Annotated in this window: 19 protein-coding genes and 2 pseudogenes; 16 read left to right on the plus strand and 5 right to left on the minus strand. The window is 72.3% G+C overall.

The window, feature by feature from the left end; translation table 11 throughout:
- The first annotated feature begins 275 nt into the window (after positions 1–275).
- Both purN and purH read left to right on the plus strand, forming a co-directional pair.
- Positions 276–923 carry a phosphoribosylglycinamide formyltransferase gene (gene purN / locus ACGFWE_RS17620; protein WP_393600397.1) on the plus strand — a complete coding sequence of 216 codons (648 nt, stop codon included), beginning with the start codon at positions 276–278 and terminating at the stop codon, positions 921–923.
- Positions 920–2494 carry a bifunctional phosphoribosylaminoimidazolecarboxamide formyltransferase/IMP cyclohydrolase gene (gene purH, locus ACGFWE_RS17625; protein ID WP_393600398.1) on the plus strand — a complete coding sequence of 525 codons (1575 nt, stop codon included), beginning with the start codon at positions 920–922 and terminating at the stop codon, positions 2492–2494. The genes purN and purH overlap by 4 nt, the downstream gene beginning before the upstream one ends.
- Before the next feature lie 35 nt (positions 2495–2529).
- On the opposite strand, the gene ACGFWE_RS17630 is transcribed toward purH, so the two are convergent.
- A complete protein-coding gene (locus ACGFWE_RS17630) occupies positions 2530–4194 on the minus strand; it encodes a protein kinase (RefSeq protein ID WP_393600399.1) in 1665 nt (554 codons plus the stop codon).
- Between the two features lie 171 nt (positions 4195–4365).
- Positions 4366–5040: an RDD family protein gene (locus ACGFWE_RS17635; protein ID WP_352389136.1), complete on the minus strand. Its 675-nt coding sequence runs from the start codon at positions 5038–5040 to the stop codon at positions 4366–4368.
- A 239-nt stretch (positions 5041–5279) separates the two neighbouring features.
- On the opposite strand from ACGFWE_RS17635, the gene ACGFWE_RS17640 reads away from it, so the two are divergent.
- From ACGFWE_RS17640 to ACGFWE_RS17665, 6 genes are all read left to right on the plus strand, one after another.
- Positions 5280–6134, plus strand: coding sequence for a bifunctional methylenetetrahydrofolate dehydrogenase/methenyltetrahydrofolate cyclohydrolase (locus tag ACGFWE_RS17640; RefSeq protein ID WP_352389135.1), 855 nt, complete (start codon positions 5280–5282; stop codon positions 6132–6134).
- Between the two features lie 298 nt (positions 6135–6432).
- Positions 6433–6903 (plus strand): DUF3017 domain-containing protein, encoded by a 471-nt coding sequence (locus ACGFWE_RS17645; RefSeq protein ID WP_393600784.1) that lies wholly within the window; start codon positions 6433–6435, stop codon positions 6901–6903.
- A gap of 242 nt (positions 6904–7145) precedes the next feature.
- The gene (locus ACGFWE_RS17650; RefSeq protein ID WP_352389134.1) at positions 7146–7622 is read left to right on the plus strand and encodes a helix-turn-helix transcriptional regulator; all 477 of its coding nucleotides are present in this window, start codon (positions 7146–7148) and stop codon (positions 7620–7622) included.
- A gap of 233 nt (positions 7623–7855) precedes the next feature.
- A complete protein-coding gene (locus ACGFWE_RS17655) occupies positions 7856–9091 on the plus strand; it encodes a DUF2690 domain-containing protein (RefSeq protein ID WP_393600400.1) in 1236 nt (411 codons plus the stop codon).
- A gap of 350 nt (positions 9092–9441) precedes the next feature.
- Entirely contained in the window at positions 9442–10431 is a 990-nt protein-coding gene (locus tag ACGFWE_RS17660; protein ID WP_352389132.1) for a malate dehydrogenase, read from the plus strand.
- A gap of 153 nt (positions 10432–10584) precedes the next feature.
- Complete coding sequence (locus tag ACGFWE_RS17665) at positions 10585–11475, plus strand: hypothetical protein (protein ID WP_352389131.1); 891 nt, start codon at positions 10585–10587, stop codon at positions 11473–11475.
- 25 nt (positions 11476–11500) lie between these two features.
- Here ACGFWE_RS17665 and ACGFWE_RS17670 read toward each other — a convergent pair whose 3' ends face one another.
- Together ACGFWE_RS17670 and ACGFWE_RS17675 are read right to left on the minus strand one after the other, a co-directional pair.
- Positions 11501–11821, minus strand: coding sequence for a hypothetical protein (locus ACGFWE_RS17670; RefSeq protein ID WP_352389130.1), 321 nt, complete (start codon positions 11819–11821; stop codon positions 11501–11503).
- Between the two features lie 52 nt (positions 11822–11873).
- Positions 11874–13279 (minus strand): annotated as a pseudogene (locus tag ACGFWE_RS17675) (MFS transporter).
- Positions 13280–13329: 50 nt separating this feature from the next.
- Between ACGFWE_RS17675 and ACGFWE_RS17680 the strand changes: the two are divergent.
- Positions 13330–13566: pseudogene (locus ACGFWE_RS17680) on the plus strand (LysR family transcriptional regulator); the annotation flags it as partial.
- On the opposite strand, the gene ACGFWE_RS17685 reads toward ACGFWE_RS17680, so the two are convergent.
- Positions 13518–14414: a GNAT family N-acetyltransferase gene (locus tag ACGFWE_RS17685; RefSeq protein WP_393600401.1), complete on the minus strand. Its 897-nt coding sequence runs from the start codon at positions 14412–14414 to the stop codon at positions 13518–13520. The pseudogene ACGFWE_RS17680 and the gene ACGFWE_RS17685 sit on opposite strands and share 49 nt — an antisense overlap.
- Positions 14415–14554: 140 nt before the next feature.
- Here ACGFWE_RS17685 and ACGFWE_RS17690 point away from each other — a divergent pair, with 140 nt between their 5' ends.
- The 7 genes from ACGFWE_RS17690 to ACGFWE_RS17720 all read left to right on the plus strand — a co-directional run bounded on the left by ACGFWE_RS17690 (position 14555) and on the right by ACGFWE_RS17720 (position 24244).
- The gene (locus tag ACGFWE_RS17690; RefSeq protein ID WP_393600402.1) at positions 14555–16336 is read left to right on the plus strand and encodes a hypothetical protein; all 1782 of its coding nucleotides are present in this window, start codon (positions 14555–14557) and stop codon (positions 16334–16336) included.
- On the plus strand, positions 16323–16679 hold the full coding sequence (locus ACGFWE_RS17695; RefSeq protein ID WP_393600403.1) for a hypothetical protein: 357 nt from the start codon (positions 16323–16325) through the stop codon (positions 16677–16679). Before ACGFWE_RS17690 ends, ACGFWE_RS17695 begins: the two co-directional genes overlap by 14 nt.
- A 95-nt stretch (positions 16680–16774) precedes the next feature.
- Positions 16775–17929 (plus strand): hypothetical protein, encoded by a 1155-nt coding sequence (locus ACGFWE_RS17700; protein WP_393600404.1) that lies wholly within the window; start codon positions 16775–16777, stop codon positions 17927–17929.
- A gap of 186 nt (positions 17930–18115) precedes the next feature.
- Complete coding sequence (locus ACGFWE_RS17705) at positions 18116–19642, plus strand: aldehyde dehydrogenase family protein (RefSeq protein WP_352389125.1); 1527 nt, start codon at positions 18116–18118, stop codon at positions 19640–19642.
- 50 nt (positions 19643–19692) lie between these two features.
- Positions 19693–21222: a GMC family oxidoreductase gene (locus tag ACGFWE_RS17710; protein ID WP_393600405.1), complete on the plus strand. Its 1530-nt coding sequence runs from the start codon at positions 19693–19695 to the stop codon at positions 21220–21222.
- Positions 21222–22301, plus strand: coding sequence for a glycine betaine/L-proline ABC transporter ATP-binding protein (locus ACGFWE_RS17715; protein WP_393600406.1), 1080 nt, complete (start codon positions 21222–21224; stop codon positions 22299–22301). Before ACGFWE_RS17710 ends, ACGFWE_RS17715 begins: the two co-directional genes overlap by 1 nt.
- Positions 22301–24244, plus strand: coding sequence for an ABC transporter permease (locus tag ACGFWE_RS17720; RefSeq protein ID WP_393600407.1), 1944 nt, complete (start codon positions 22301–22303; stop codon positions 24242–24244). The genes ACGFWE_RS17715 and ACGFWE_RS17720 overlap by 1 nt, the downstream gene beginning before the upstream one ends.
- The last annotated feature ends 1 nt before the right edge of the window (position 24245 follow it).

A 24245-nucleotide genomic window follows, 5' to 3' on the forward strand; every position in this document is an offset into this window, starting at 1 on the left:
CCCTTGAAGGATGTGACTTGCCATGGATTGCGTGGATCGAACGGTTCGGCGGGCCCGTCGGCGCGGGCCTCACCCCGTGAACGCACCGCACACCACCCGCGTTCCCGGACCGTCCCTCCCAGACGCTACCTTCCGGCCACGCCCCCGTCCCGTGGGGGCCTTCCGATGTGCCGGTATCGTTGCTGGCGTTCGGCCGCTTCGTAGGCTTCCCCGTATCCCGGGGCTCGAAGCATTCGTACGACCGTACAAACGCTCCCCCGAGAAAGGGCCCCGCCGTGGCCGCCAAGCCCGTGGCCGAGCAGGCCAGGCCGGTCCAGCGCCTGGTCGTGCTGGTCTCCGGATCCGGTACGAACCTCCAAGCGCTGCTGGACGCCATCGCGACGAGCGGGGCGGCGGCCTACGGTGCCGAGATCGTGGCCGTCGGGGCGGACCGCGAGAACATCGAGGGGCTCGCGCGGGCCGAGCGGGCCGGGATTCCCACCTTCGTCCGCAAGGTCAAGGACTTCGGGACCCGTGAGGAGTGGGACGCCGCCCTCGCCGAGGCCGTCTCCGCGTACGAACCCGACCTCGTGGTGTCCGCCGGGTTCATGAAGATCGTGGGGAAGGAGTTCCTCGCGCGCTTCGGCGGGCGGTTCGTGAACACCCATCCCGCGCTGCTGCCCAGTTTTCCGGGGGCCCACGGAGTGCGCGACGCGCTCGCGTACGGAGCCAGGGTCACCGGCTGCACCGTCCACTTCGTCGACGACGGCGTCGACACCGGACCGATCATCGCCCAGGGCGTGGTGGAGATCCGGGACGAGGACGACGAGAGCGCTCTGCACGAGCGCATCAAGGAAGTCGAGCGAAGGCTGCTCGTCGAGGTCGTGGGGCGGCTCGCCCGCAACGGCTATCGCATTGAGGGACGAAAGGTAGTTATCCAGTGACCGCCGAGAGCATCGAGAGCGGCAAGCGGGCCATCCGTCGCGCGCTCGTCAGCGTCTACGACAAGACCGGCCTCGAAGAGCTGGCCCGCGGACTGCACGAGGCCGGTGTCGAGCTCGTCTCCACCGGGTCCACCGCGGGCCGTATCGCCGCCGCCGGCGTCCCCGTCACCAAGGTCGAGGAGCTCACCGGCTTCCCCGAGTGCCTGGACGGCCGGGTCAAGACCCTGCACCCGCGCGTGCACGCCGGCATCCTCGCCGACCTGCGGCTGGACAGCCACCGCGAGCAGCTCGCGGAGCTGGGCGTCGAGCCGTTCGACCTCGTCGTCGTGAACCTCTACCCGTTCCGCGAGACCGTCGCCTCCGGTGCGAGCCCCGACGAGTGCGTCGAGCAGATCGACATCGGCGGCCCGTCCATGGTGCGCGCCGCCGCGAAGAACCACCCGTCGGTCGCCGTCGTCACCAGCCCCGAGCGGTACGCGGACGTCCTGACCGCGGTCAAGGACGGCGGCTTCGACCTCACCACCCGCAAGCGCCTCGCCGCCGAGGCCTTCCGGCACACCGCCGAGTACGACATCGCGGTGGCGAGCTGGTTCGCCAGCTCCTACGCCCCCGCCGACGAGTCGCTCTTCCCCGACTTCCTCGGCGCCACCCTGGAGCGCCGCAGCACCCTGCGCTACGGCGAGAACCCGCACCAGCCCGCCGCGCTCTACGTCGACGGCACCGGCGTCGGTCTCGCCGAGGCCGAGCAGCTGCACGGCAAGGAGATGTCGTACAACAACTACACGGACACGGACGCCGCCCGCCGTGCCGCGTACGACCACACCGAGCCGGCCGTCGCGATCATCAAGCACGCCAACCCCTGCGGCATCGCGGTCGGCGCGGACGTCGCCGAGGCGCACCGCAAGGCACACGCGTGTGACCCGCTGTCGGCCTTCGGCGGGGTCATCGCCGTCAACCGGCCGGTGAGCCGGGAGATGGCGGAGCAGGTCGCCGAGATCTTCACCGAGGTCATCGTCGCGCCCGACTACGAGGACGGCGCCCTCGAAGCCCTCGCCAAGAAGAAGAACATCCGCGTCCTGAGGGCCCCGGCCGCGCCCGCGCACCCCGCCGAGGTCAAGCCCATCGACGGCGGCGCGCTCCTCCAGGTCACCGACCGCCTCCAGGCCGAGGGCGACGACCCGGCGAACTGGACGCTGGCGACCGGCGAGGCCCTGAGCGCGGACGAGCTCGGCGAGCTCGCCTTCGCCTGGCGGGCCTGCCGGGCCGTCAAGTCCAACGCCATCCTGCTCGCCAAGGACGGCGCCTCGGTCGGCGTCGGCATGGGGCAGGTCAACCGGGTCGACTCCGCGAAGCTTGCCGTCGAGCGGGCCGGTGCCGAGCGCGCGCAGGGCTCGTACGCCGCCTCGGACGCCTTCTTCCCGTTCCCGGACGGCCTGGAGGTCCTCCTGGAGGCCGGTGTGAAGGCGGTCGTGCAGCCGGGCGGCTCGGTCCGTGACGAACTCGTCGTCGAGGCCGCCAAGAAGGCCGGCGTCACGATGTACTTCACGGGGACACGGCACTTCTTCCACTGACGGAACACCGCACAGGGCGGCGCCGCGATCGACATCTACGTCGAACTGCGCAGCGCCGCCCACGTGTTGGGCCCCACCTGCCCGTCCACCTCCAGCCCCTTCGCGCTCTGGAACTGCTTGACCGCGGACCGGGTGTCCTTGCCGAACTCGCCGTCCACGCCCGAACCGCCCACGCTGTAGCCGCGCTTGGTGAGCATGCACTGCACCTGCACGACCCGCTGGCCCTTGTCGCCGTAGTCGGTGAGTTCGGTGCCGGAGTAGTAGGTGCAGCCGGAGATCCAGGCGGGGGTGGCCGGGGGTGCGGCGGTTTTGGTCACCGTGGCGGTCGGGGTGGGGGCGGTGCTGGTCCCACCGCCCGTGCCGCCGCTGTTCCGGGTGGCCGTCGCGGACGGAGTGCTGTCCGGTGCGCTGCTGCTCTCCTCGGGGGCGGCCGTCTGCGGCTCGCTCTTGTCCTTCTTCTTCCCGTCGTCCTTGCCGGAGGGCGAGGCGGAGGCGCTGGACGGGGGAGAAGCCGAGACGACCGCGGCGGTGCTGCTTCGGGGGGCCGTCGGGGCGGCCGCGGCCGGGGAGTCGAGCCCCGGGCGGGTCAGCAGGAAGGCGCTGACGGCCACCGCCCCCACGGCGACGCCCGCGACACCGACCAGATAGGACCTCCTGCGCTTCGGCCCGGCGGGGTCCGGAGCCGGAACCGGCGAGACAACGGGCTCCAAGGGCGTACGGAAGTGGGGGGACTGCCGGACGGGCATGCCCTCCAGCACCGCGCACCCCTGCTGCCGGTCGCGGAGCCGGGCGGCCAGGGGGTCGTGCCAGTCGGACGCGCGGCCGTGTCCGGCGGCCGTGGCCGCGTCGATCAGCTGCCGCGGGGAGGGGCGTCCGGCGGGGTCCTTGGCCAGGCAGGCGGACAGCAGCGCCGCCAACGACGGGTCCGTCTGCGCGAGTTCGGCCATGATCTCGGTGTCGGGTGCCTCGAAGGCGACCCGGTGCATGACGTCCACGCCGGTTCCGTCGCCGAAGGGAGCGTGCCCGGTGGCGGCGTAGACGAGGGTGCAGCCGAGGGAGAAGACGTCGGAGGCGGCGTCGCAGCGGCCCTCGCGCAGATACTCGGGCGCCATGTACGCGGGCGTGCCGACCCGGTTGCCGGTCGTGGTGATCGCGCTGCTGTCGGCCGCGCGGGAGATGCCGAAGTCGATGACGTGCGCGCCCCGGGGGGACAGGATCACGTTGGACGGCTTGAGGTCCCGGTGCACGATCCCCGCGGCGGTCAGTGCCGACAGGGCCTCCCCGAGTTCCGCCACCAGCCGCCAGACCACGGCCGACGCCGGCAGCCCGCACTCGCGCACGGCCTCGGCGAGACTGAGACCGGGCAGGTACTCGGTGGCCATCCACAGCAGCGCGTCGTCGAACCCGGTGCCGAGCAGGTGCGGCGCACGCGGGGTACGCACCCGCCCGTGCACGGCGGCCTCCCGCTCGAACCGCCGCCGGAAGTCCGGGCCTTCGGCGTACTCGGGCCGGATCACCTTCACGGCGGCCAGCCCCGGGGCGTCGTCGGCGCGCCGGGCCAGATAGACCCGGCCCATGCCGCCGCTGCCGAGCAGCCCGAGCGGGACGTAGGGTCCGATGCGTCCGGGATCGGCGGGCAGCAGCGGGACCGCGCCCGCCTGCCGCAGCGCGGTGTCACCGGCCGCCGGTATGTCTGTCACGCGCTCCCGACCTGCCTCTTCGTTCACAACGTGCTCTCACGGCACGCCAGTTGACGGGGAGAGGCTATCGTCCGGCGCCGGGGAGCGTCCGGCATACGGAGGGAACGCCCCGGGGCCGTGTCACGACGTGACACGGCCCCGGGGAGAAGTATGGAGAGAACGGGGGAGGGCTCAGTTGGTGCGGATGACGATGGACGAGCAGATTTTGTCGGCGAAGGTCTGACGCTTGGCGTCCCAGGCCGGCCACAGCCAGCCGAGGTAGCACGCGAGGCTGTCCACGAAGTGCGCGAGGCGGCGGACGAAGGCCATGCCGACACCGAGGGGCTGACCGTCGCTCTCCCGCACCAGACGGATGCCGAGCGCCTTCTTGCCGAGCGTCTGGCCGGTACGGCCCTCCATGATCAGCATCCAGATGGCGAGGCCGATGACGATGAGGTAACCGATGATCGCCAGGGCCGGGATCTTGTTGGCCGCGCCGACGCCGGCGAGGATGTACGGAACCGCGAAGACCAGCATGTCGACCAGGGTGCCCAGGAAGCGCTGGCCCCAGTTCGCGTACGGGGGCTGCGCGCCGTACCCCGGCTGCTGCGGGTAGCCGTAGGCGGAGGCGGGGACCTGCGGCGCCTGCGGGTAGCCGTAGCCGGGCTGCTGCGGATAGCCCTGCTGCTGGGGGTATCCCTGCTGCGGCGGCACACCCTGGGGGGCCTGCTGCGGGTAGCCGTAGCCCGGCTGCTGCGGGGGCTGCTGCTGGGGGTAGCCGTAACCGGGCTGCTGCGGCGGCTGCTGCTGGGGGTTCTGCGGGTCCTGCGGCTTTTCATAAGGGTTGCTGGGCGAGCCGAAACTCATGGTGATCCTCCGTTGGCCTGCTGGGGACGATGCGGACTGCGCGGAGGAACGTCACGGTCTGAGCGGTTTGCCCCCCGAACATCAACCGCGATACTGCGCCAGACATCGTTCTAGGCAGGTGTGTTGTTGTCCACCCTCATTCGATATGTGTTGTGCAAGTGCAACCTCGTCGATCTTGGGCGGGGCCGTGGCGGAACCCGGATTGGAACCGGGGCCGGGTCATCCGGGAGGATGGGGTCATGACCGCCCAGATTCTCGATGGCAAGGCCACCGCAGCCGCGATCAAGTCCGATCTGACCGCCCGCGTGGCGGCGCTGAAGGAGAAGGGCGTCACGCCCGGCCTCGGCACGATCCTCGTCGGGAGCGACCCCGGCAGCCAGAAGTACGTCGCGGGCAAGCACCGCGACTGCGCGCAGGTCGGCATCGCCTCCATCCAGCGTGAACTGCCCGAGACGGCCACGCAGGAGGAGATCGAGGCAGTCGTCCGCGAGCTCAACGACGACCCGGCGTGCACCGGTTACATCGTTCAGCTGCCGCTGCCCAAGGGCATCGACGAGAACCGGATCCTGGAGCTCATGGACCCGGACAAGGACGCGGACGGGCTGCACCCGATGAACCTCGGCCGCCTCGTCCTCAACGAGCCGGCGCCGCTGCCCTGCACCCCGAACGGCGTGCTGACGTTGCTGCGTCAGTACGGCGTCGAGATCAAGGGTGCGGAGGTGGTGGTCGTCGGCCGTGGCGTGACGATCGGCCGCCCGATGCCGCTGCTGCTCACCCGGCGCAGCGAGAACGCCACGGTGACCCAGTGCCACACCGGCACCCGTGACCTGTCCTCGCACCTCAAGCGCGCGGACATCATCGTCGCCGCCGCCGGTTCCGCCCATCTGATCCGTCCCGAGGACGTGAAGCCGGGCGCCGCCGTCCTCGACGTCGGTGTCTCCCGCAACGCCGAGGGCAGGATCGTCGGCGACGTCCACCCCGGCGTCGCCGAGGTCGCCGGCTTCATCTCCCCGAACCCCGGCGGAGTCGGCCCGATGACCCGCGCCCAGCTGCTCGTCAACGTGGTCGAGGCGGCGGAGCGCAGTGTCGCCTGAGGCACCCGGCCCCGAGAAGCGGGGAGCGACGACGGGGGCGACCGCGGCGCGGGGCTCCCAGGAGGCGGCCGGGTCGCGGGAGCCACGTGTGGAGCCGGCCGAGGCGGCCGGGGCCGGGGAGCGGGCGGCTGCGGCGCGGGGCTCTCAGGAGGTGGGCGTGGGATCGGCCGCGTCGGGCGAGTCCCGCGGGGCGGACGCCGGGAAGGCCGCGTCGGGAGAGACCCGTAGGTCGGTCGCTTCCTCGGGCCAGGCCGGCGCTGCTCGAAAGTCCGACGGTGTCGACGTCGCGTCGGACGCGGTGCCGGATTCCGGAGAGCAGGACGAGCTCGTCGTGCGGGATCCGATCAGTGCGCCCGACGCCGACGGGCGGCCGCGGCGGGTGACCCGGCGGTTTCCGCTGTTCACCAGGGACACCGCGCCGCCCGAGGGCGGTGGCCGCGCCGCGCCGCGGGACGCTCCGGCGCCCGCCCGGCAGTGGCCGGTGCTCGCCGTGCTGGCCGTGGTGGGGCTCGGGCTGCTGCTGACCGCCCTCGACCAGTTCCGCTTGGGCACCCTGCTCGTCGGTGTCGCCCTGCTGGCCGGCGCCGTGCTGCGCTGGCTGCTGCCGGACGTCGGCATGCTCGCCGTCCGCTCCCGGTTCACCGACATCGCCACCTACGGCGTGCTCGGCGCGGCGATCGTCCTGCTGGCGATGATGGTGCAGCCGAACCCGTGGCTGGAGATCCCGTTCCTCAAGGACACCCTGCACTTCACGGTCAGCAGCAGCTGATCCGGCGCGGACACGGGACGGCGGTCCGCCCCCACCCCCGATGAGGGACGGGCCGTCGTCACGGTCAAGACTCCCGCGCCCCGAACACCCTGTTCAAGCGCTGTCGGTTCGCTGTGGCACAGCGGTGACGGTTCCGGCACGGTGTGCGTGGCATGCCACAGCCGCCCCCCGGCAAGGAACCGATCAGCCCCCTGACGTCGTCAATTGCCTGGAAGCAGGTGAGAACGCCGCGGAGGTGGGCGATGAGTGGCTGGCAGGCGCTGCCCGACGATCTGCCGCCGGAGGTGCGGCACTTCGTGGAGCAGCTCAGGCGGCTCAAGGACGGCACGGGGCTCAGCCTCGTCGCGCTCGGCGCCCGTACCGCGTACAGCAAGTCCTCCTGGCACCGCTATCTCAACGCCACCCAGCCCCCGCCCCGTCAGGCCGTCGCCGCCCTGTGCCGGATCGCGGGCCTCGACACCACCGACGCCGAGCGCTTCGGTGTGCGCTGGGAACTCGCGGTCCAGGCCTGGCCCCGCCCGGCGGCGACGCCCGCGCGGACCGCCGAGGGGGAGCGGGGCGCGACGGGGGAGGGGTACGAGGACGATCCCACGCTGCCGTGGTGGGACGAGCCCCCGGGCGAGCGCGCGAGCGGCATGAACCGCCTGCTGCTGGCCGCCGCGCTGCTGCTCGTCCTCGTCCTGCTGCTCGGGGTGGCCGGTGCCGTTGCCTCTGGGTGATCGGGAGACTTCCGTGGCGGCCGTTATTTCCGGTGTGTTCCACCTGTGACGATGTATCAACAAGTTTGCGCATTTGATATGGAGCTGTTCGACAGCACGGCTAACGTGTCGAACTTGCGGATGCTCCCGTGCGCCCCCACCCGAGGAGCTGAGATCCTTGGGGCGGGGGAAGAGCGGGGAACAACCAGCACCGACCGGGGGGAAGAGGGGGAGCAATGCCTCGTTGGAGGGCCTTGCCGGATGAACTGGATCCGCAGGTCAGGGAGTTCGCGAGCCAGCTGCGGCGGCTCGTGGACCGCAGCGGCCTGAGCATCGCGGCCGTCGCCGACCGCACGGGTTACAGCAAGACGTCCTGGGACCGGTATCTCAACGGCCGGCTGCTCGCGCCGAAGGGTGCGATCGTCGCCCTGGCCGAGGTCACCGGCACCAATCCCGTTCACCTGACCACGATGTGGGAGCTCGCCGAACGCGCCTGGAGCCGTTCGGAGATGCGCCACGACATGACCATGGAGGCCATCCGGATCTCCCAGGCGCGGGCCGCGCTCGGCGAGTTCGGGGCACCGCCCGCGAACGCCAAGGGCACCAAAGGCGCCAAGACGGCCCGCAGAAGCGGCAGCGCGACGGCGACGCCGGGGGTCGCGGGACCGGCCGGGGTCGCTCCCACGGTGCCGCCCCAGCCGATGTCCTCGCAGAACGACAGCGCCGAGGCGCGGCGCGCCGGGTCCTCGGGGAGCAACTCCTGGGGCATGGCCGGCTACCAGGGGCCCTCGCAGGCGACGGGGCGGACGGCCCCGGCCGCACCGGCCTCCTCGGAGGGTCCGGGACGGACACCGGGGACTGCGGGGACTTCGGGGACACCGGGGACACCTGGGCCGTACGACGAGCCGCAGGACGCGCGTCCCGGGGACCGGCCCGCCGGCGCCTCCGGAGTCCCCGGTGGCTCCGGTGCCTCCAGTGGTTCCGGTGGTTCCGGCGGAGGCAAGCGGCGGCTGACGATGTTCCTCGCGGGGGTCGTCGGGGTGCTGGTCGTGGTCGCCGCCGTGTTCTTCCTGACCGACCCGGGCGGGGACAAGAAGAACCAGGGCGGGAAGTCGCCGTCGCCGTCCGCCAGCGCGAGCGTCTCGCTGCCCGCCGGGGTGAAGTGCAGCGGTCAGGGGTGCACCGGGAAGGACGCCGAGGCCATGGGGTGCAGCGGGGACCTGGTGACCACCGCCCAGACCGCGACGGTGGGGGCGACCGTGGTCGAGGTGCGCTACAGCAAGATCTGCGGGGCCGCCTGGGGGCGGGTCACCCAGGCCGGGCAGGGCGACAAGGTCGAGGTGAGCGCGGGCAAGGCGACCGAGCGGAGCGGCAGCATCACGGAGGCCGGGGACACGATCGCCTACACGCCGATGGTCGCCGTGAAGGACGCGGGCGAGGCGAAGGCGTGCGTGACGCTGGCCTCCGGACAGCAGGGGTGCACCGGCTGAGAGCGCCCGGGGACCCACCCCGCGCCCCCGGGAACCCACCCCGCGCCCACGGAGTCGGTAAAACCTCGCCGAGTGCGCATGGGCTCCGGAATCGGGGGCACGTGAGAACTACCCCCACGGGAGTCCGGAAACGGTACCCCCCATAAGGCGGCCGCCTCCGTCCCCCTCTCCCGGACGGGCGGCCGCCTCTTCGTTCGGGGCAGCGGTTTGTGGGGTGGGCCACACGGGGCCGGACGTCCGGCATCCCGGATGCGCGATAGCCTGACCGCTGGAGATCTCTTGACGCCGAGAGATCGATCAAACGTCCGGGGCAGGGACGCCCCACCGCCAGCTGTCATACGGAGAACGCCATGACCCGCACTCCCGTGAACGTCACCGTCACCGGCGCGGCCGGCCAGATCGGTTACGCCCTGCTCTTCCGCATCGCCTCCGGCCAGCTGCTCGGCGCGGACGTGCCGGTCAAGCTCCGCCTCCTGGAGATCACCCCGGCGCTCAAGGCCGCCGAGGGCACCGCGATGGAGCTCGACGACTGCGCCTTCCCGCTGCTCCAGGGCATCGACATCACGGACGACCCGAACGTCGCCTTCGACGGCACCAACGTCGGTCTGCTCGTCGGCGCCCGCCCCCGCACCAAGGGCATGGAGCGCGGTGACCTCCTGGAGGCCAACGGCGGCATCTTCAAGCCGCAGGGCAAGGCCATCAACGACCACGCCGCGGACGACGTGAAGATCCTGGTCGTCGGCAACCCGGCCAACACCAACGCGCTGATCGCCCAGGCCGCCGCCCCGGACGTACCGGCCGAGCGCTTCACCGCGATGACCCGCCTGGACCACAACCGCGCGCTGACCCAGCTCGCGAAGAAGACGGGCACCACGGTCGCCGACATCAAGCGTCTGACCATCTGGGGCAACCACTCCGCCACCCAGTACCCGGACATCTTCCACGCCACGGTCGCCGGCAAGAACGCCGCCGAGACCGTCAACGACGAGAAGTGGCTGGCCGAGGACTTCATCCCGACCGTCGCCAAGCGCGGCGCCGCGATCATCGAGGCCCGTGGCGCGTCCTCCGCCGCGTCGGCCGCCAACGCCGCCATCGACCACGTGTACACCTGGGTCAACGGCACCGCGGACGGCGACTGGACCTCCATGGGCATCCCGTCGGACGGCTCCTACGGCGTCCCGCAGGGCCTGATCTCCTCGTTCCCGGTCACCACCAAGGACGGGCAGTACGAGATCGTCCAGGGCCTGGACATCAACGAGTTCTCCCGCGCCCGCATCGACGCGTCGGTGAAGGAGCTGGAGGAGGAGCGCGAGGCGGTCCGCGCGCTCGGCCTCATCTGAGTTCTCTCGGCGTCCCTCGGCGGCCGGGTCTTCTCGACGACTCTGTCACGAGCCTGCACGGGCCCTGTTCCGGTTCCTTCCGGAACGGGGCCCGTGGCCGTTTCTCGCCCTACGGTCGAACCCTTACCCGGTGGGGTGATTCGGGGGTTCACGATGAGCGGCTGGAACGGCTACAGCTCCGGTTCCGGAGCGGGACACGAGCCGAGCGAGGAGAGCGGCCGGTCGGCCTGGCACTCGGCGGAGACCGGGCCGACCGCTCCGCCGTGGGCCTCCGCCGAGACGCAGACCTCGCTCGCGCCGCCCTGGGCGGCGGCCGGGACACAGGCATCGCCGGTGCCGCCCTGGACCCCGGTGGGACCGGCTCCCGCGGACCCCGCGCACGCGCCCCATCGGGTCCGGCGGGTGCTCGCCGCCCTCGCGGTGGCCGTCCTGGTCGGGGTCGCGGTCGGTGCCGGCGTCTGGCTGTTCCTGCGGGACACCTCCCTCGGCTCCGGCACCCGCCCGGGCGCCGGCCCCGCGCCGAGCGTCGGGGCCCCCTCTTCCCCGTCCCCCTCCTCGTCCGCGTCGCCGTCGGCGTCCGGCTCCACAGCCCCGGGATACCGCCGCGTCCAGGACCCCGTCGGCTACAGCGTCGACGTACCCCGGGGCTGGACCCGCACCGAGAAGCAGGGCCGCTCCGCTCCGGTCGTCGTCTACGACGCCCCCGCCGACGGCCGCCGCCTCCAGGTCTTCCGGATCGCGGAGGACACCCCGGCCCAGTCCCTCGACCTGGCCGAGAACGACCCGGGCTACGGCTTCGTCCGCCGGCCCGGCTACCAGGTCCTGGACCGCGCCTCCGGCACCACCTGGGCCGAACTCGTCTACCGCTACGACGACACCGACCTCGGCGCCCGCCAGGTCGTCGACCACCGCTTCCAGGCCGCCGACGGCACGCTGTACGCGATCCGCGCGACCGGCCCCGCCACCCTCACGCCCACCCTGGTGCGCGAGCCGCTCACCAGGGCGCTGGCCTCCTTCTGCCCGGCGGACACGGAGTGCGGCTGAGCGGCCCTGGCAGGATCCGTCCCGCTCACCGCAGCAGACAGGGCGGGCGGTGCCGGGCGCGGCGTGACCGAACCCTCGGATCCGCCGAGCCGCACCTGCCGGCCCACCGCGCCCCCGCGCGCCGGTCCCGCCCCCGGCCCCGGCCCGGCATCACCCCGGACGCACAACTCGCCCGCACCGCACGGCTCGTGGCCCGGCACCGCGCGTACGTACGGGGCGCGGGACCTGGCCCGGCCAGGACGCGGACCCGCTCTCCGGGGCGCACCTCGGGGCCGACGAGGCCGGTGCCCTCGACGCGAGCGCGGAGCATCAGCAGGCCGACGACCGGGTTCAGAAGGGAGGGCACGGCGGCTCCTCGGGTCAACTGGTGCGCGGGCTGGGGTGGTTGGACCGCCGGTTCAGTGGCGGGCCGAACGCGATAGTACTCGTTCCCGACCGGACGCGATAGTGCGTGATTCTCCGGGTCGGCCGCGGTGTCCGACGGCCACGACCGCCGTGGCCGCCAGCACCAGCACGGCGACCGTGCGCAGGGCCGGGCCCATGCCGTGCGCAAGGTCGGAGTGGGAGGCCAGCACCGTGCCGGTGACGGCGACGCCGAGGGCCGCTCCGATCTCGCGGGCCGAGGTGCCCAGACCCGAGGCTAGGCCCGCCCGGTGCGGCGGGAGCGCGGTGGCGACGCCCAGGGTGAGCGCGGGCATGGACAGGCCGGTCCCGGCCGAAATGACCAGCAGCCAGCAGGCGTACACGGGGTAGGGCGTGCCGGCGTCCACGGTGGACACACCGAGCAGGCCGAGACCGATCAGAGCGAGACCGCTGGTGATGACGGGCAGCGGGTGCCCGGCCCAGCGGGTCGCCAGCCTCGGCAGTACGGCCATGCCGGCGACGACCGGCAGGATCGCCACACCGGTGAGGGCGGGTCCGTAGCCCTTCACGCCTTGCAGGTACTGGGAGTTGACGTAGAAGAGGGCGAACAGGCCGAAGAAGCCGGTCGCCATGCCGAGGGTGGTCGCGCGCAGCCGGGGTGCGGCGAAGACACGCGGGTCGAACAGCGGGGTGCGGGAGCGCAGGGAGTGCGCGGTGAAGACGGTGACCAGGGCCGCGCCGGCCGCGAAGGCGGTCAGGATGCGCGGTGAGGTCCAGCCGTGCACCGGCCCTCGATGATGCCGAAGAGGACGGCCACCAGGCCCGCCGTGAGCAGGAGCGTGCCCAGCGGATCCAGCCGGTGCTGCGGGGCGCGCTCGGTGCGCGGGGTGGTGAGGGCGACGGCGACGGCCAGCAGGGCGGCCGGCGGGACCATGAGCGCGAACAGGGCACGCCAGGTGAGGAACTGGCCCACGAGTCCGCCGCCCAGGTTGCCCAGCATGCCGCCCAGGCCGATCGCCAGCTTCCAGGAGGCCATCGCCCGGGCCCGGCCCTCGGGGCCCGCGAGGCGCAGCAGGATCGACATGGTGGCGGGGGTGATCAGCGCGGCCCCGGCCCCGGAAACGCCCCGGCCGGCGACGAGGAGTGCCGGGCTCTGGGCGAGGGCACTGGTGGCGGCGCCCGCGGCGAACAGGCCGAGACCCGTGAGCAGGGCGCCCTTCTGCCCGTGGCGGTCGCCGAGGGCGCCGGCCGGGATGAGGAGAGAGGCGAAGACGATGACGTACGCGTCGACGGTCCACAGGATCTCGGTGGACGAGGGGTGCAGCGAGGACGAACTCAGCTCCGGGATCAGGAGGTTGATGGCGGCGACCATGCTCTGGGCGACGAGGACGCAGGCGCACAGGGCGAGGAGGGTGGAGCGTTTCAGGGCGTGCGGGGGCATGGCTCCTCCGGGGAGCGTGGCGCTGGTGTGGGATGCCCTGTCACCGTAGGCTCGCAGGTGTCCTGCACTCCTGGGCGCTGCCGCTCGCGGCCGCCCTCGGCCTGGTGACCTTCGAGGTGCCGCTGCGACTGCCTCCGCTGAGACTGGGGCTGGCCTGGCATCCGCGGCACGACGCCGACCCGGCGCACGCGTGGCTGCGGCGGACGGTGCGGGAACTGCTCGCGCAGTGGTCGGGCGGTCAGCTCACCGGGCCGGACAGCCGCTTCTCGAACCAGTGGTCGCCGTAGACGTGCTCGGCGTAGGGCGGGATCTCCTTGTAGCCGCACGAGCGGTACATCGCCTGCGCCTCGGTGAGCGACGCGTGGGTGTCGAGCCGCAGGACGGTGAGGCCGCGGGCGGCGGCCTCCGTCTCCAGGGCGGTGAGGATCCGGCGGGCCAGGCCCAGGCGGCGGGCGTCCGGGTGCACCCACACATGGCGGAGCTCGCCGATGCGCGGTTTCAGCCGCCGCAGCGCACCGCAGCCCACGGGGCGGCCCTCCTCGTACGCCACGAAGAACGCGCCCGCGGCCCCGGAGACCTCCTCGGGGCCGACCAGGTCGGACGGGTCGAAGCCCTCCGGGAAGCGGGCGTCGATGTCGGCGGCGTAGGCGTCCAGGCAGGCGCGGGCGTCGGGAGCGGCGCCGTCGACCGGGGCCACGGTGATCGCGGCCAGCCGCAGCAGGCGCTGGGCGGTGCTCATCGCCTCGGTGAGCCGGTCGCGCTGGGCCGGGGTGAGCCCGTCGAGCAGTCCGGCGGCGAGGGCGTCGGCCCGGCGGTTCTGCTCCTTGAGCTCGGTCCGTCCGGCGCGGGTCAGCTCGATCATGCGCAGCCGGCTGTCGTGCGGGTGGACGCTGATCCGGACCAGGCCCTGCGCCTGGAGGGTCTTCGCCATCCGGCTCAGATATCCGGCGTCGAGGCCGAGCCGGGTCCTGAGCTCGCGCAGTGAGACGCCCTCGCCGATCTCGAACAGCAGCCGCGCCTCGCCGAGCGGGCGGTCCTGGCCGAGGTAGTGGTCGTCCAGGGCGCCGATACGGCGGGTGAAGTAGCGGTTGAACCGGCGGAACTCCGCCACGTGCCGTGTCGAGACCGGATCCATAACCTTTGACTTTAGTCAAAGGAGCGAGAGGGCGTCCATCGTCCTGGCATTCCGGTTTCCCGACCCCACCCGCACCCCTATGCTGATGGTTTGTCAACAAGTGACGTGAGAAACGGCTTTGCACGCATCGGGGGAGTCGCGTGACCACTACATCTGTGCCTCGGCAACCGCAGTCGGCCCCGCCGGGCCCCGCCACCCCGCCGCACGCCAGTGAGGCGACCCGGCTGCTGTGCGCGGGCACCTACCTGGATTCCGGATACCGGGACCGGGTCATCGAGCAGCTCCACCTCAACGAACAGCGGATCGTCGCGCCCTCGCTCGGCCTCGACGCGGCCCGGGTGCTCGCACACGCCCTGCGGGCCCGGCGCCAGGAGCTTCTGTGGGCCGGTCTGATCCTGGGCCTGTGGGTGATCGGGGTGCCGCTGACCGGCGGACTGCTGTTCGGGTTCCTCGTCCCCAGCCTGCTGCTCGCGGCCGCCTCGTGGGTCCGGGGCAAGGGCGCGAACCCGCCGCTGTACCGGTGGCTGACGGCCTTCGTCATGCGCTGGTGGGGGCGCCTGTTCTTCGCGACCTTCCTGATCGTGGCCCTCGTCGTCGCGTTCGGCGGAGGCGAGGACGACTCGTCGTCCTACGGCGGCTCGGGATCCTTCGGCGACTCGTACGGCTACGGCGACTCCTACGGCTCCTACGGCGACTCGTCCGACCTGTCCGACCTGCTGTTCCCCGATGTCGACGGGGTCAGCGGGCTGATTGGTCCGCTGCAGGCCTGGCTGTTGATCGTCGTCTTCGCGCTGATCGCGGTGTGCGTGGCCGCGCAGCGCGGCCAGTTCGCCAGGGCGCTCGGCGCCGAACTGTCCCCGCAGCGCTTCCCCGACGCGGCCGGCGACCCCGCCGAGCGCGCCGAGGGCCAGCGGTTCCAGCGGCTGAAGCAGCGCATCCGGATCGAACAGCACGCACCGCTGGTCATGTACCACGAGAAGCGTCCCTTCTGCGGCGCCGGGTTCGCCTACGAGACCTGGGTGCTCGCCGTCGAGCTCAGGCCCGACGAGACGAAGAAGGAACAGCTGCCGCTGAACAACCGCGCGATCCTGGAGAAGATCCGCCCGCTGATCGAACAGCTGCGGCTGCCCTCCGAGTTCGCCGGGCACACGGTCCGCGACCGGCTGCGCTGGCTGGAGATCGACGAGTGCGTGTTCCTGCCCGCCGAGGGGCTGCGCCGGCGCGAGGAGGCGCCGTACCATCCGCAGGCCTTCGAGGACCACCGGGCACGCGCGGTCGAGGAGGGCGCCGAGAAGCGGCGGCACTTCCTGCGGATCCGGGTCGGCGGCTGGGAGGAGGAGCTGGTCGTCACGGTCTTCGTGCGCGTCCACACCCAGGGCCGGATGCTCATGCTGGAGATCGCCCCGCATGTGCTGCTGCCGGTGCGCGAGGACTTCAAGGACGCCGACCGCACGGCCCACACCTACCGGCACAACAACGCGCTCGGCAAGGCGGCCTGGGCGGTGGCCCGGGTGCCGGGCTCCGCGGCCCGCTCCCTCGTCACCCTCGGCCGGGGGGTGGCCTACGCGTGGAAGCTGCTGACCGGCGGCTACGCGGGCGCGCTGCCCGACGGCCCGGCGCTGTCGGTGCGCGAACTGGGCTCGATGGACGCGGGGTCCCGCTTCCAGGAGATGGACGCCTACCGCTACCTCAGGAGCGTGCAGGACCGGGTCGCGCACGGCGTGCTGACCGCGCTGGCCGAATCCGGTTACCAGACCGGCGAGTTCGTCCAGAAGATCGTGAACATCAACAACGGCGTGCACGTCGAGGGCGGAGTCCACGGCAGCACCTTCGCGGCGGGCACGCACGCCACCGCGTTCTCCACCACCGGCGGCGCGGGGACGGCAGGACAGAAGGGAACCAGCGGCAATGGCAACGGATGAGCCGGGCGTCAGCATCAGCGGCGGCGTCCACGGCAGCACCTTCGCGATCGGCAGCCACGCGCACGCCGAGAGCCACCACGGTACGGCGCCCCAGCGGGACGAGACCGCCGAGGCGCTCCTGACCGCCGTACGGGAACTGCGCGAGGACCTCACGCGCCTCAGGACCACCGACCAGACGGCCGCGCTGGACACCGCGCTGGCCGAGACGGAGGAGGAGATCGTCACGACCGGGCAGGCCGGACCGACCCGCCGGGAGCGCCTGCGGGCGCTGCTGGACGACTCGCAGGCGCTGGTCGGCCTGGTCGCGTCGGCGGGTGCGGTGGCCGGGCTGCTGGGGTTGTGAGCGCAGGCGTACGGTGCCCACTGTGCGGGACACGGTGAGCCGGCCCGCACGGCACGGGCGTGAACGGGGGACGCGGTGAGTGGGAAGGGGACGCCATGAGCGGGGGCGTGCGGTACTGGAACGAGGAGACGCAGCGGTGGGAGGACGGCGACGGGAGCGGGGCCGCGACCGGTCCGGTCACTCCGCCGCCACCGGTCCGGCCGGACGCGGTGCCGTCGGCCGGCGGCACCGCCACGCCGTCCGCGGGACCGGCCGCGCCCGTGTGGCCGCCGGCCGCCGGGGCGGAGACGGTCCCTGACACGGCCGCGGCGTCCGGCTCCGCGGGATCTCCGGCGTCCACCGTCCCCTCCCCGCCCCCGGGTTGGCCCGCCGGCGGTGACGGCAGCACCTGGCACGGGCCGGGCGCTCCCACCGCCCCCGGCGGCGGCTGGTCCTCCGTCGAGCAGATCGGCGGTGGGTCCGGCCCGTCGCCCGAGTGGTCGGGGTCCGCTTGGTCGACCACCGGTCAGCCGGCCGTCCCCGAGCCGCCCGCCGGGACGAACCGCAGGCTCCTGTGGTCCGCGCTCGCCGGTGTCGCGGCGGTCGGGGTCGCCGTCACCCTGGTGCTGACGCAGGTCGTCGACGGCGGTGACCAGGACGACAAGGCCGCTGACGCGAGCCCCACGCCCACCGGGGTCGTCTCGCAGCAGAGCGATCCCTACGAGTCGCCGACCCCCACGCCGACCGAGGACACGGCGTCCCCGCTCGCCTCGGCGCCCGAACTCCCCGCCGGGTACGAGCTGTACCAGGACGAGGAGGAATTCCGTATCGCACGGCCCACGGGCTGGTCGCGTACCACCGTGGCCTCCCAGTACGGCATCGACGTGGTCAACTACCGCAGCCCGGACGGCAAACGCCGGCTGCAGGTGTACCAGGTCGCGGAGGAGTCCCCGGAGGCCTCCTTCAAGCTGTACCTCTCCGCCGACACCCCGAAGCCGGACGGCTTCGAGAAGCTGGACCTCCAGCCCGTCGAGGAGGCCGGGTTCACCGGCGAACGTCTGGAGTACCGGGCCGACACCCTCAGCGGCGAGCCGGACATCGGCCCCTGGCACGTCTACGACGAGCGGTTCGTCGCCCAGGACGGCTTCATCTACGCGATCGCCGTGTACGGCCCGGAGAGCGACGGCGGCCAGGACGAACTCGAACTTCTGACCACCGCGCTCTCCGGATTCTGCGCGCCCTACGCCTGCGACGCGGCGTCGATCGACTGAACCGGCGCCGTCCACACCTGCCGCCATACCTTTCGCCCTGTTTCGTCCGCATTTTCAGTGAGCCAGCCCACTTTCGGCCAGCGATTGCGCATGCAATCGAGGCGCGGGGGAATGCGACGACGGTCCCCGTGAGTGACACCCATGTGACACAGGGGAACCGAACAGGAACGGAAGGCAACACCGATCATGGCCGGACAGCACGTGCGGCAGGAGCCGCAGACCATCCACGCGGGCGGCGAGTGGCGCGCAGCCGTCTCCGGAGCCACCCGCGAGATCCTCGATCCCGCCGACGCGCGGCCCTTCGCCGTGGTCGCCGAGGGCGACGAGAAGGACACCGATCTGGCGGTCGCCGCCGCCCGCCGGGCCTTCGACTCAGGACAGGGCCCCTGGCCGCTCACCCCCGTCGCCGAACGTGCCGCACTGCTGCGCCGCGTCGCCGATCTTCTCGTACGCGACCGCGAAGAGCTCGGCCTCCTGGAGAGCCGGGACGCGGGCAAGACGGTGGAGGAGGGCCGGGTCGACATCGACTGTGTCGCCGACGCCTTCCGCTACTTCGCCGACCTGGCCGCCGGTGAGGCGTCCGGCCGGGTCGTCGATGCCGGCTCGACCGACATCCACAGCGTCGTCGTCCACGAACCCGTCGGCGTGTGCGCGCTGATCACTCCCTGGAACTACCCGCTCCTCCAGGCCAGTTGGAAGATCGCCCCGGCGCTCGCGGCCGGCAACACCTTCGTGGTCAAGCCGAGCGAGATCACCCCGATGACGACGATCGCGCTCATCGAGCTGCTCGTCGAGGCCGGTCTGCCCGAAGGCGTGGCCAACATCGTGACCGGCCCCGGCCACACCGTCGGCGCCCGGCTCGCCGAGCACCCCGACGTCGACCTGGTCTCCTTCACCGGCGGCCTGGTCAGCGGCACCAAGGTCGCACAGGCGGCCGCCGTCTCGGTGAAGAAGGTCGCCCTCGAACTCGGCGGCAAGAACCCCAACGTGGTCTTCGCCGACGCCTGTGCCACCCCCGAGGGCTTCGACACCGCCGTCGACCAGGCCCTCAACGCCGCCTTCATCCACAGCGGCCAGGTCTGTTCCGCGGGCGGCCGCCTCATCGTCGAGGAGTCCGTCCGGGACCGCTTCGTCGCCGAACTCGCCCGCCGCGCCTCGAAGATCCGCCTCGGCCGCGGAACCGAGGACGGCGTCGAGTGCGGGCCGCTGGTCTCCGAGCAGCAGCGCGCCAAGGTCGAGTCCTACGTCGCGTCCGCGCTCGCCGAGGGCGCGGTGCTGCGCTCCGGCGGACAGCGCCCCGAGCCGTCGCCCGAGCGTCCCGCCGACGGCTACTTCTACGAGCCGACCGTCCTGGACCGCTGCCACCGCGAGATGCGGGTCGTGCGCGAGGAGGTCTTCGGACCGGTCCTCACCGTCGAGACCTTCCGCACCGAGGACGAGGCGATCGCCCTCGCCAACGACACCGAGTACGGTCTCGCAGGCGCCGTCTGGACCGCCGACGCCGGACGCGCCCGCCGGGTCGCCGGCCGGCTGCGCCACGGCACCGTCTGGATCAACGACTTCCACCCCTACCTCCCGCAGGCGGAGTGGGGCGGCTTCGGAAAGAGCGGAGTGGGCCGCGAGCTCGGCCCCGCCGGACTCGCCGAGTACCGCGAGAGCAAGCACGTCTACCAGAACCTGGCGCCGAAGCCGGTCCGCTGGTTCGCAGGCTGAGCGCACTCGCCCTCCTCTCCTCTCTCTCAAGACTTCCCTGGAGTACCCCCATGTCCGAGATCAAACAGGAGTACGACTACGTCGTCGTCGGAGGTGGAACGGCAGGCTCCGTCATAGCCGCCCGCCTCACCGAGAACCCCGACGTCACCGTCGCCGTCATCGAGGGCGGCCCCAGTGATGTCGGCCGGGACGACGTCCTCACCCTGCGCCGCTGGATGGGCCTGCTCGGCGGCGAACTCGACTACGACTACCCGACCACCGAGCAGCCGCGCGGCAACTCCCACATCCGGCACAGCCGCGCCCGGGTCCTCGGGGGCTGCTCCTCCCACAACACCCTGATCGCCTTCAAGCCGCTGCCGTCCGACTGGGACGAGTGGGAGGAGGCCGGCGCCAAGGGCTGGGGCGCGGTGCCGATGGAGGCGTACTACGCCCGGCTGAAGAACAACATCGTCCCGGTCGACGAGAAGGACCGGAACGCCATCGCCCGTGACTTCGTCGACGCGGCCCAGAAGGCACTCCAGGTCCCCCGCGTGGAGGGCTTCAACAAGAAGCCCTTCGACGACGGCGTCGGCTTCTTCGACCTCGCCTACCACCCGGAGAACAACAAGCGCTCCTCTGCGTCGGTGGCGTATCTGCACCCGGTGATGGACGAGCGGCCCAACCTCCGCATCTTCCTGGAGACCTGGGCGTACAAGCTGGAGCTGGACGGCACGCGTGCGGAAGGCGTGCACGTGCGGACGAAGGACGGCGAGGAGACCCTCATCAGGGCCCGCCGTGAAGTCCTCCTGTGCGCGGGCGCCGTCGACTCGCCCCGTCTGCTGCTCCACTCCGGCATCGGACCCCGCGAGGACCTCGAAGCCCTCGGCATACCCGTCGTCCACGACCTGCCGGGCGTCGGCGAGAACCTCCTCGACCACCCCGAGTCGGTGATCGTCTGGGAGACGAACGGCCCGATCCCCGAGAACTCCGCGATGGACTCCGACGCGGGCCTGTTCGTGCGCCGCGACCCCGAACACGCGGGCCCCGACCTGATGTTCCACTTCTACCAGGTCCCCTTCACGGACAACCCGGAACGTCTCGGGTACGAACGCCCGGCGTACGGCGTCTCGATGACCCCGAACATCCCCAAGCCCAAGAGCCGCGGCCGCCTCTACCTCACTAGCGCGGACCCGGAGGTGAAGCCCGCCCTCGACTTCCGGTACTTCACCGACGAGGACGACTACGACGGCCGCACCCTCGTCGACGGGATCAAAATCGCCCGCGAGATCGCCCGCACCGAACCGCTCGCCGGCTGGCTGAAGCGGGAGGTGTGCCCCGGCCCCGACATCACCGGCGACGAGGAGCTGAGCGAGTACGCCCGCAAGGTCGCGCACACCGTGTACCACCCGGCGGGCACCTGCCGTATGGGTGCCGCCGACGACGAACTGGCCGTCGTGGACCCCGAGTTGAGGATCCGCGGCCTGGACGGCATCCGCATCGCGGACGCCTCCGTGTTCCCGACCATGACCGCCGTGAACCCCATGATCGGGGTGCTCATGGTCGGTGAGAAAGCCGTAGACCTGCTGGGAGGTGGTGCGTGATGAGTACGACCGCGACCATGGAGAAGCCGCCGACGACGGACCAGGCCGTGTTCTCCGTCGACGGACTGTGGAAGGTGTTCGGCCCCAAGGCGGACCGCGTTCCCGAGGACGCCGAACTGTCCGCCCTCGACCCCGCCGACCTGCGCGCCCAGACGGGCTGCACGGCGGCCGTCCGCAATGTGAGCTTCGACGTCCGCAAGGGCGAGGTCTTCGTCGTCATGGGCCTGTCCGGCTCCGGCAAGTCCACGCTGGTGCGCTGTCTGACCCGGCTGATCGAACCGACGGCCGGCACGATCTGCATCGACGGCGAGGACGTCCGCGCGATGGACAAGTCCCGGCTGCGCGAACTGCGCCGCCACCGCGCCGCGATGGTCTTCCAGCACTTCGGCCTCCTCCCGCATCGCACGGTCCTCGACAACGTGGCGTACGGCCTGGAGATCCAGGGCATGGGCAAGGCCGAGCGCCGGGCCCGGGCCGCCGAGGTCGTCGCCAAGGTGGGTCTGGAGGGCATGGAACAGCGCAAGCCCTCCCAGCTGTCCGGCGGCCAGCAGCAGCGCGTCGGCCTCGCCCGGGCGCTCGCGGTGGACCCGCAGGTCCTCCTCTTCGACGAGCCGTTCAGCGCCCTCGACCCGCTGATCCGGCGGGACATGCAGGAGGAGGTCGTCCGCCTGCACCGCGAGGAGGGCCGCACGATGGTCTTCATCACCCACGACCTGAGCGAGGCGCTGAAGCTCGGCGACCGCATCGCCCTGATGCGGGACGGCAAGGTCGTCCAGCTGGGCACCCCGGAGGAGATCGTCGGCTCCCCGGCCGACGGCTATGTCCGCGAGTTCGTCCGGGACGTGCCGCGCGAACAGGTCATGACGGTCCGCCGGGCCATGAAGCCGGGCGACTGCGCGGGCCCGACGCACCCGGGCGCGCTGGCCCCGAACGCCGTGGTCGCCGACGCCATCAAGGTCGTCGCCGAGAGCGGCCGGCCGGCGTGCGTCGTGGAGAACGGACGCTGCCTGGGCGTCGTCGACCACGAGCGTCTCATCGACGTCGTGGCCGGAACGGAGCTCCGCAAGGAGGCCGTCTGATGGCGACCGTCACCGCGTCCACGCCCCGCGCGCTGCCCACCGGTCTGCTCAAGCACCGCGCCGTCCACAAGATCCTGCTCATCGCCCTCGCCGCCGCCGTCCTCGTCCCCCTCGCCAACGCCCGCTGGGCCAGCGGCAGTTGGCCGACCGCCCTCACCGTCGACCTCACCAAGCCGCTCGGCAGCACCAGCGACTGGATCATCGACAACCGCGACAGCCACCCGCTGTTCCTCTACTTCTTCGGCTACATCAGCAACGCGGTCGTGATCTCCGTACGCGCCGTGTACCTCGTCCTGCTCGGCGCGGGCTGGGCCGGCGTCACCGCGCTCGGCGCCCTCGTGGCCTGGCGGGTCGCCGGCGTCCGGCTGGCCCTGGGCACGACGGCGGCGTTCCTCGCCTGCGGTGTGCTCGGCATGTGGGTCCCCACCATGCAGACCCTCGCCCTGATGGTCGTCGCCGTGCTCGCCTCGGTCGTCGTCGGCGTCCTGCTGGGGCTCGCCGCCGGACTGTCCCGCCGCATGGACAAGATCCTGCGCCCGGTCCTGGACACCATGCAGGTCATGCCCGCCTACGCCTACCTCCTCCCGGTGGTCCTGGTCTTCGGCATGGGCGTGCCCGCCGCCGTCCTCGCCACCGTCGTCTACGCCGCCCCGCCCATGGCCCGCCTCACCGCGCTCGGCCTGCAGGGCGCGGACAAGGAGGTCCTGGAGGCGGTCGAGTCCCTCGGCACCACCGCCCGCCAGCGGCTGCTGACCGCCCGTATCCCGCTGGCCCGCAAGGAACTCCTCCTCGGCCTCAACCAGACCATCATGATGGCGCTGTCCATGGCCGTCATCGCCTCCGTGATCGGCGCCGCCGGTCTCGGTGACCGCGTCTACCAGGCGCTGGCCTCGGTCGACGTGGGCGCCGCCCTCGCGGCCGGTATCCCGATCGTGCTGCTCGCCGTCGTCCTCGACCGGGTCACCGGTGCGGCGGGCGCGGCGGACGACACCGAGCGACAGGGACGCGCCGGATGGGCGTACGCCCTCGCCGGGACCGTCGTCGTGGCCGTCGCCGGGCGGCTGCTGGGCCGTCTCGACTGGCCCGACGCCTGGACCCTGAACATCGCCGAGCCCGTCAACCGGGCCGTCGACTGGATGACGGACCACCTCTACTCCGGTGTCCCCGTCGTCGGCGGCACCGCCGACTGGGCCGGCCACTTCACCACCTGGGTCCTCGACCCGGTTCGCGACGGGCTCCAGGGGCTGCCCTGGTGGTCCGTCCTGCTCATCGTCGCCACCCTGGCGTGGCTGATCGGCACCTGGCGCACCGCGCTCACCGCGGTCCTCGCCATGGCCGCGATCGGCGTCCTCGGCGTGTGGACACCCGCGCTGGACACCCTGTCGCAGGTCCTCGCGGCCGTCGCCGTCACCCTCGTCCTGGGCTTCGCGACCGCCGTCGCGGCGGCCCGCAGCGACCGCGTCGAACGCCTGCTGCGGCCCGTCCTGGACGTCTTCCAGACCATGCCGCAGTTCGTGTACCTGATCCCGGTCGTCGCGCTGTTCGGCGTGGGCCGCGCGCCCGCCGCCGCGGCGGCCGTCGTCTACGCGCTGCCCGCCGTCGTCCGCATCACCACGCAGGGCCTGCGCCAGGTCGACCCCGCCGCGATGGAGTCCTCGCACTCGCTCGGCGCGACCAGCTGGCAGCAGCTGCGACAGGTCCAGCTCCCGCTCGCCCGGCCCGCGTTGCTGCTCGCCGTCAACCAGGGCGTGGTCCTCGTCCTCGCCGTCGTCGTCATCGGCGGTCTGGTCGGTGGCGGCGCGCTCGGCTACGACACCGTCTTCGGCCTGGCCCAGGGCGACCTGGCGACCGGCCTGGTCGCGGGAGCCGCCATCGTCTGCCTCGGCCTGATGCTCGACCGGGTCACCCAGCCGACCGAACGCCGCACGGGGAAGGGAGCCTGAC

Source organism: Streptomyces sp. NPDC048523 (assembly GCF_043199815.1).
GTDB lineage: Bacteria > Actinomycetota > Actinomycetes > Streptomycetales > Streptomycetaceae > Streptomyces.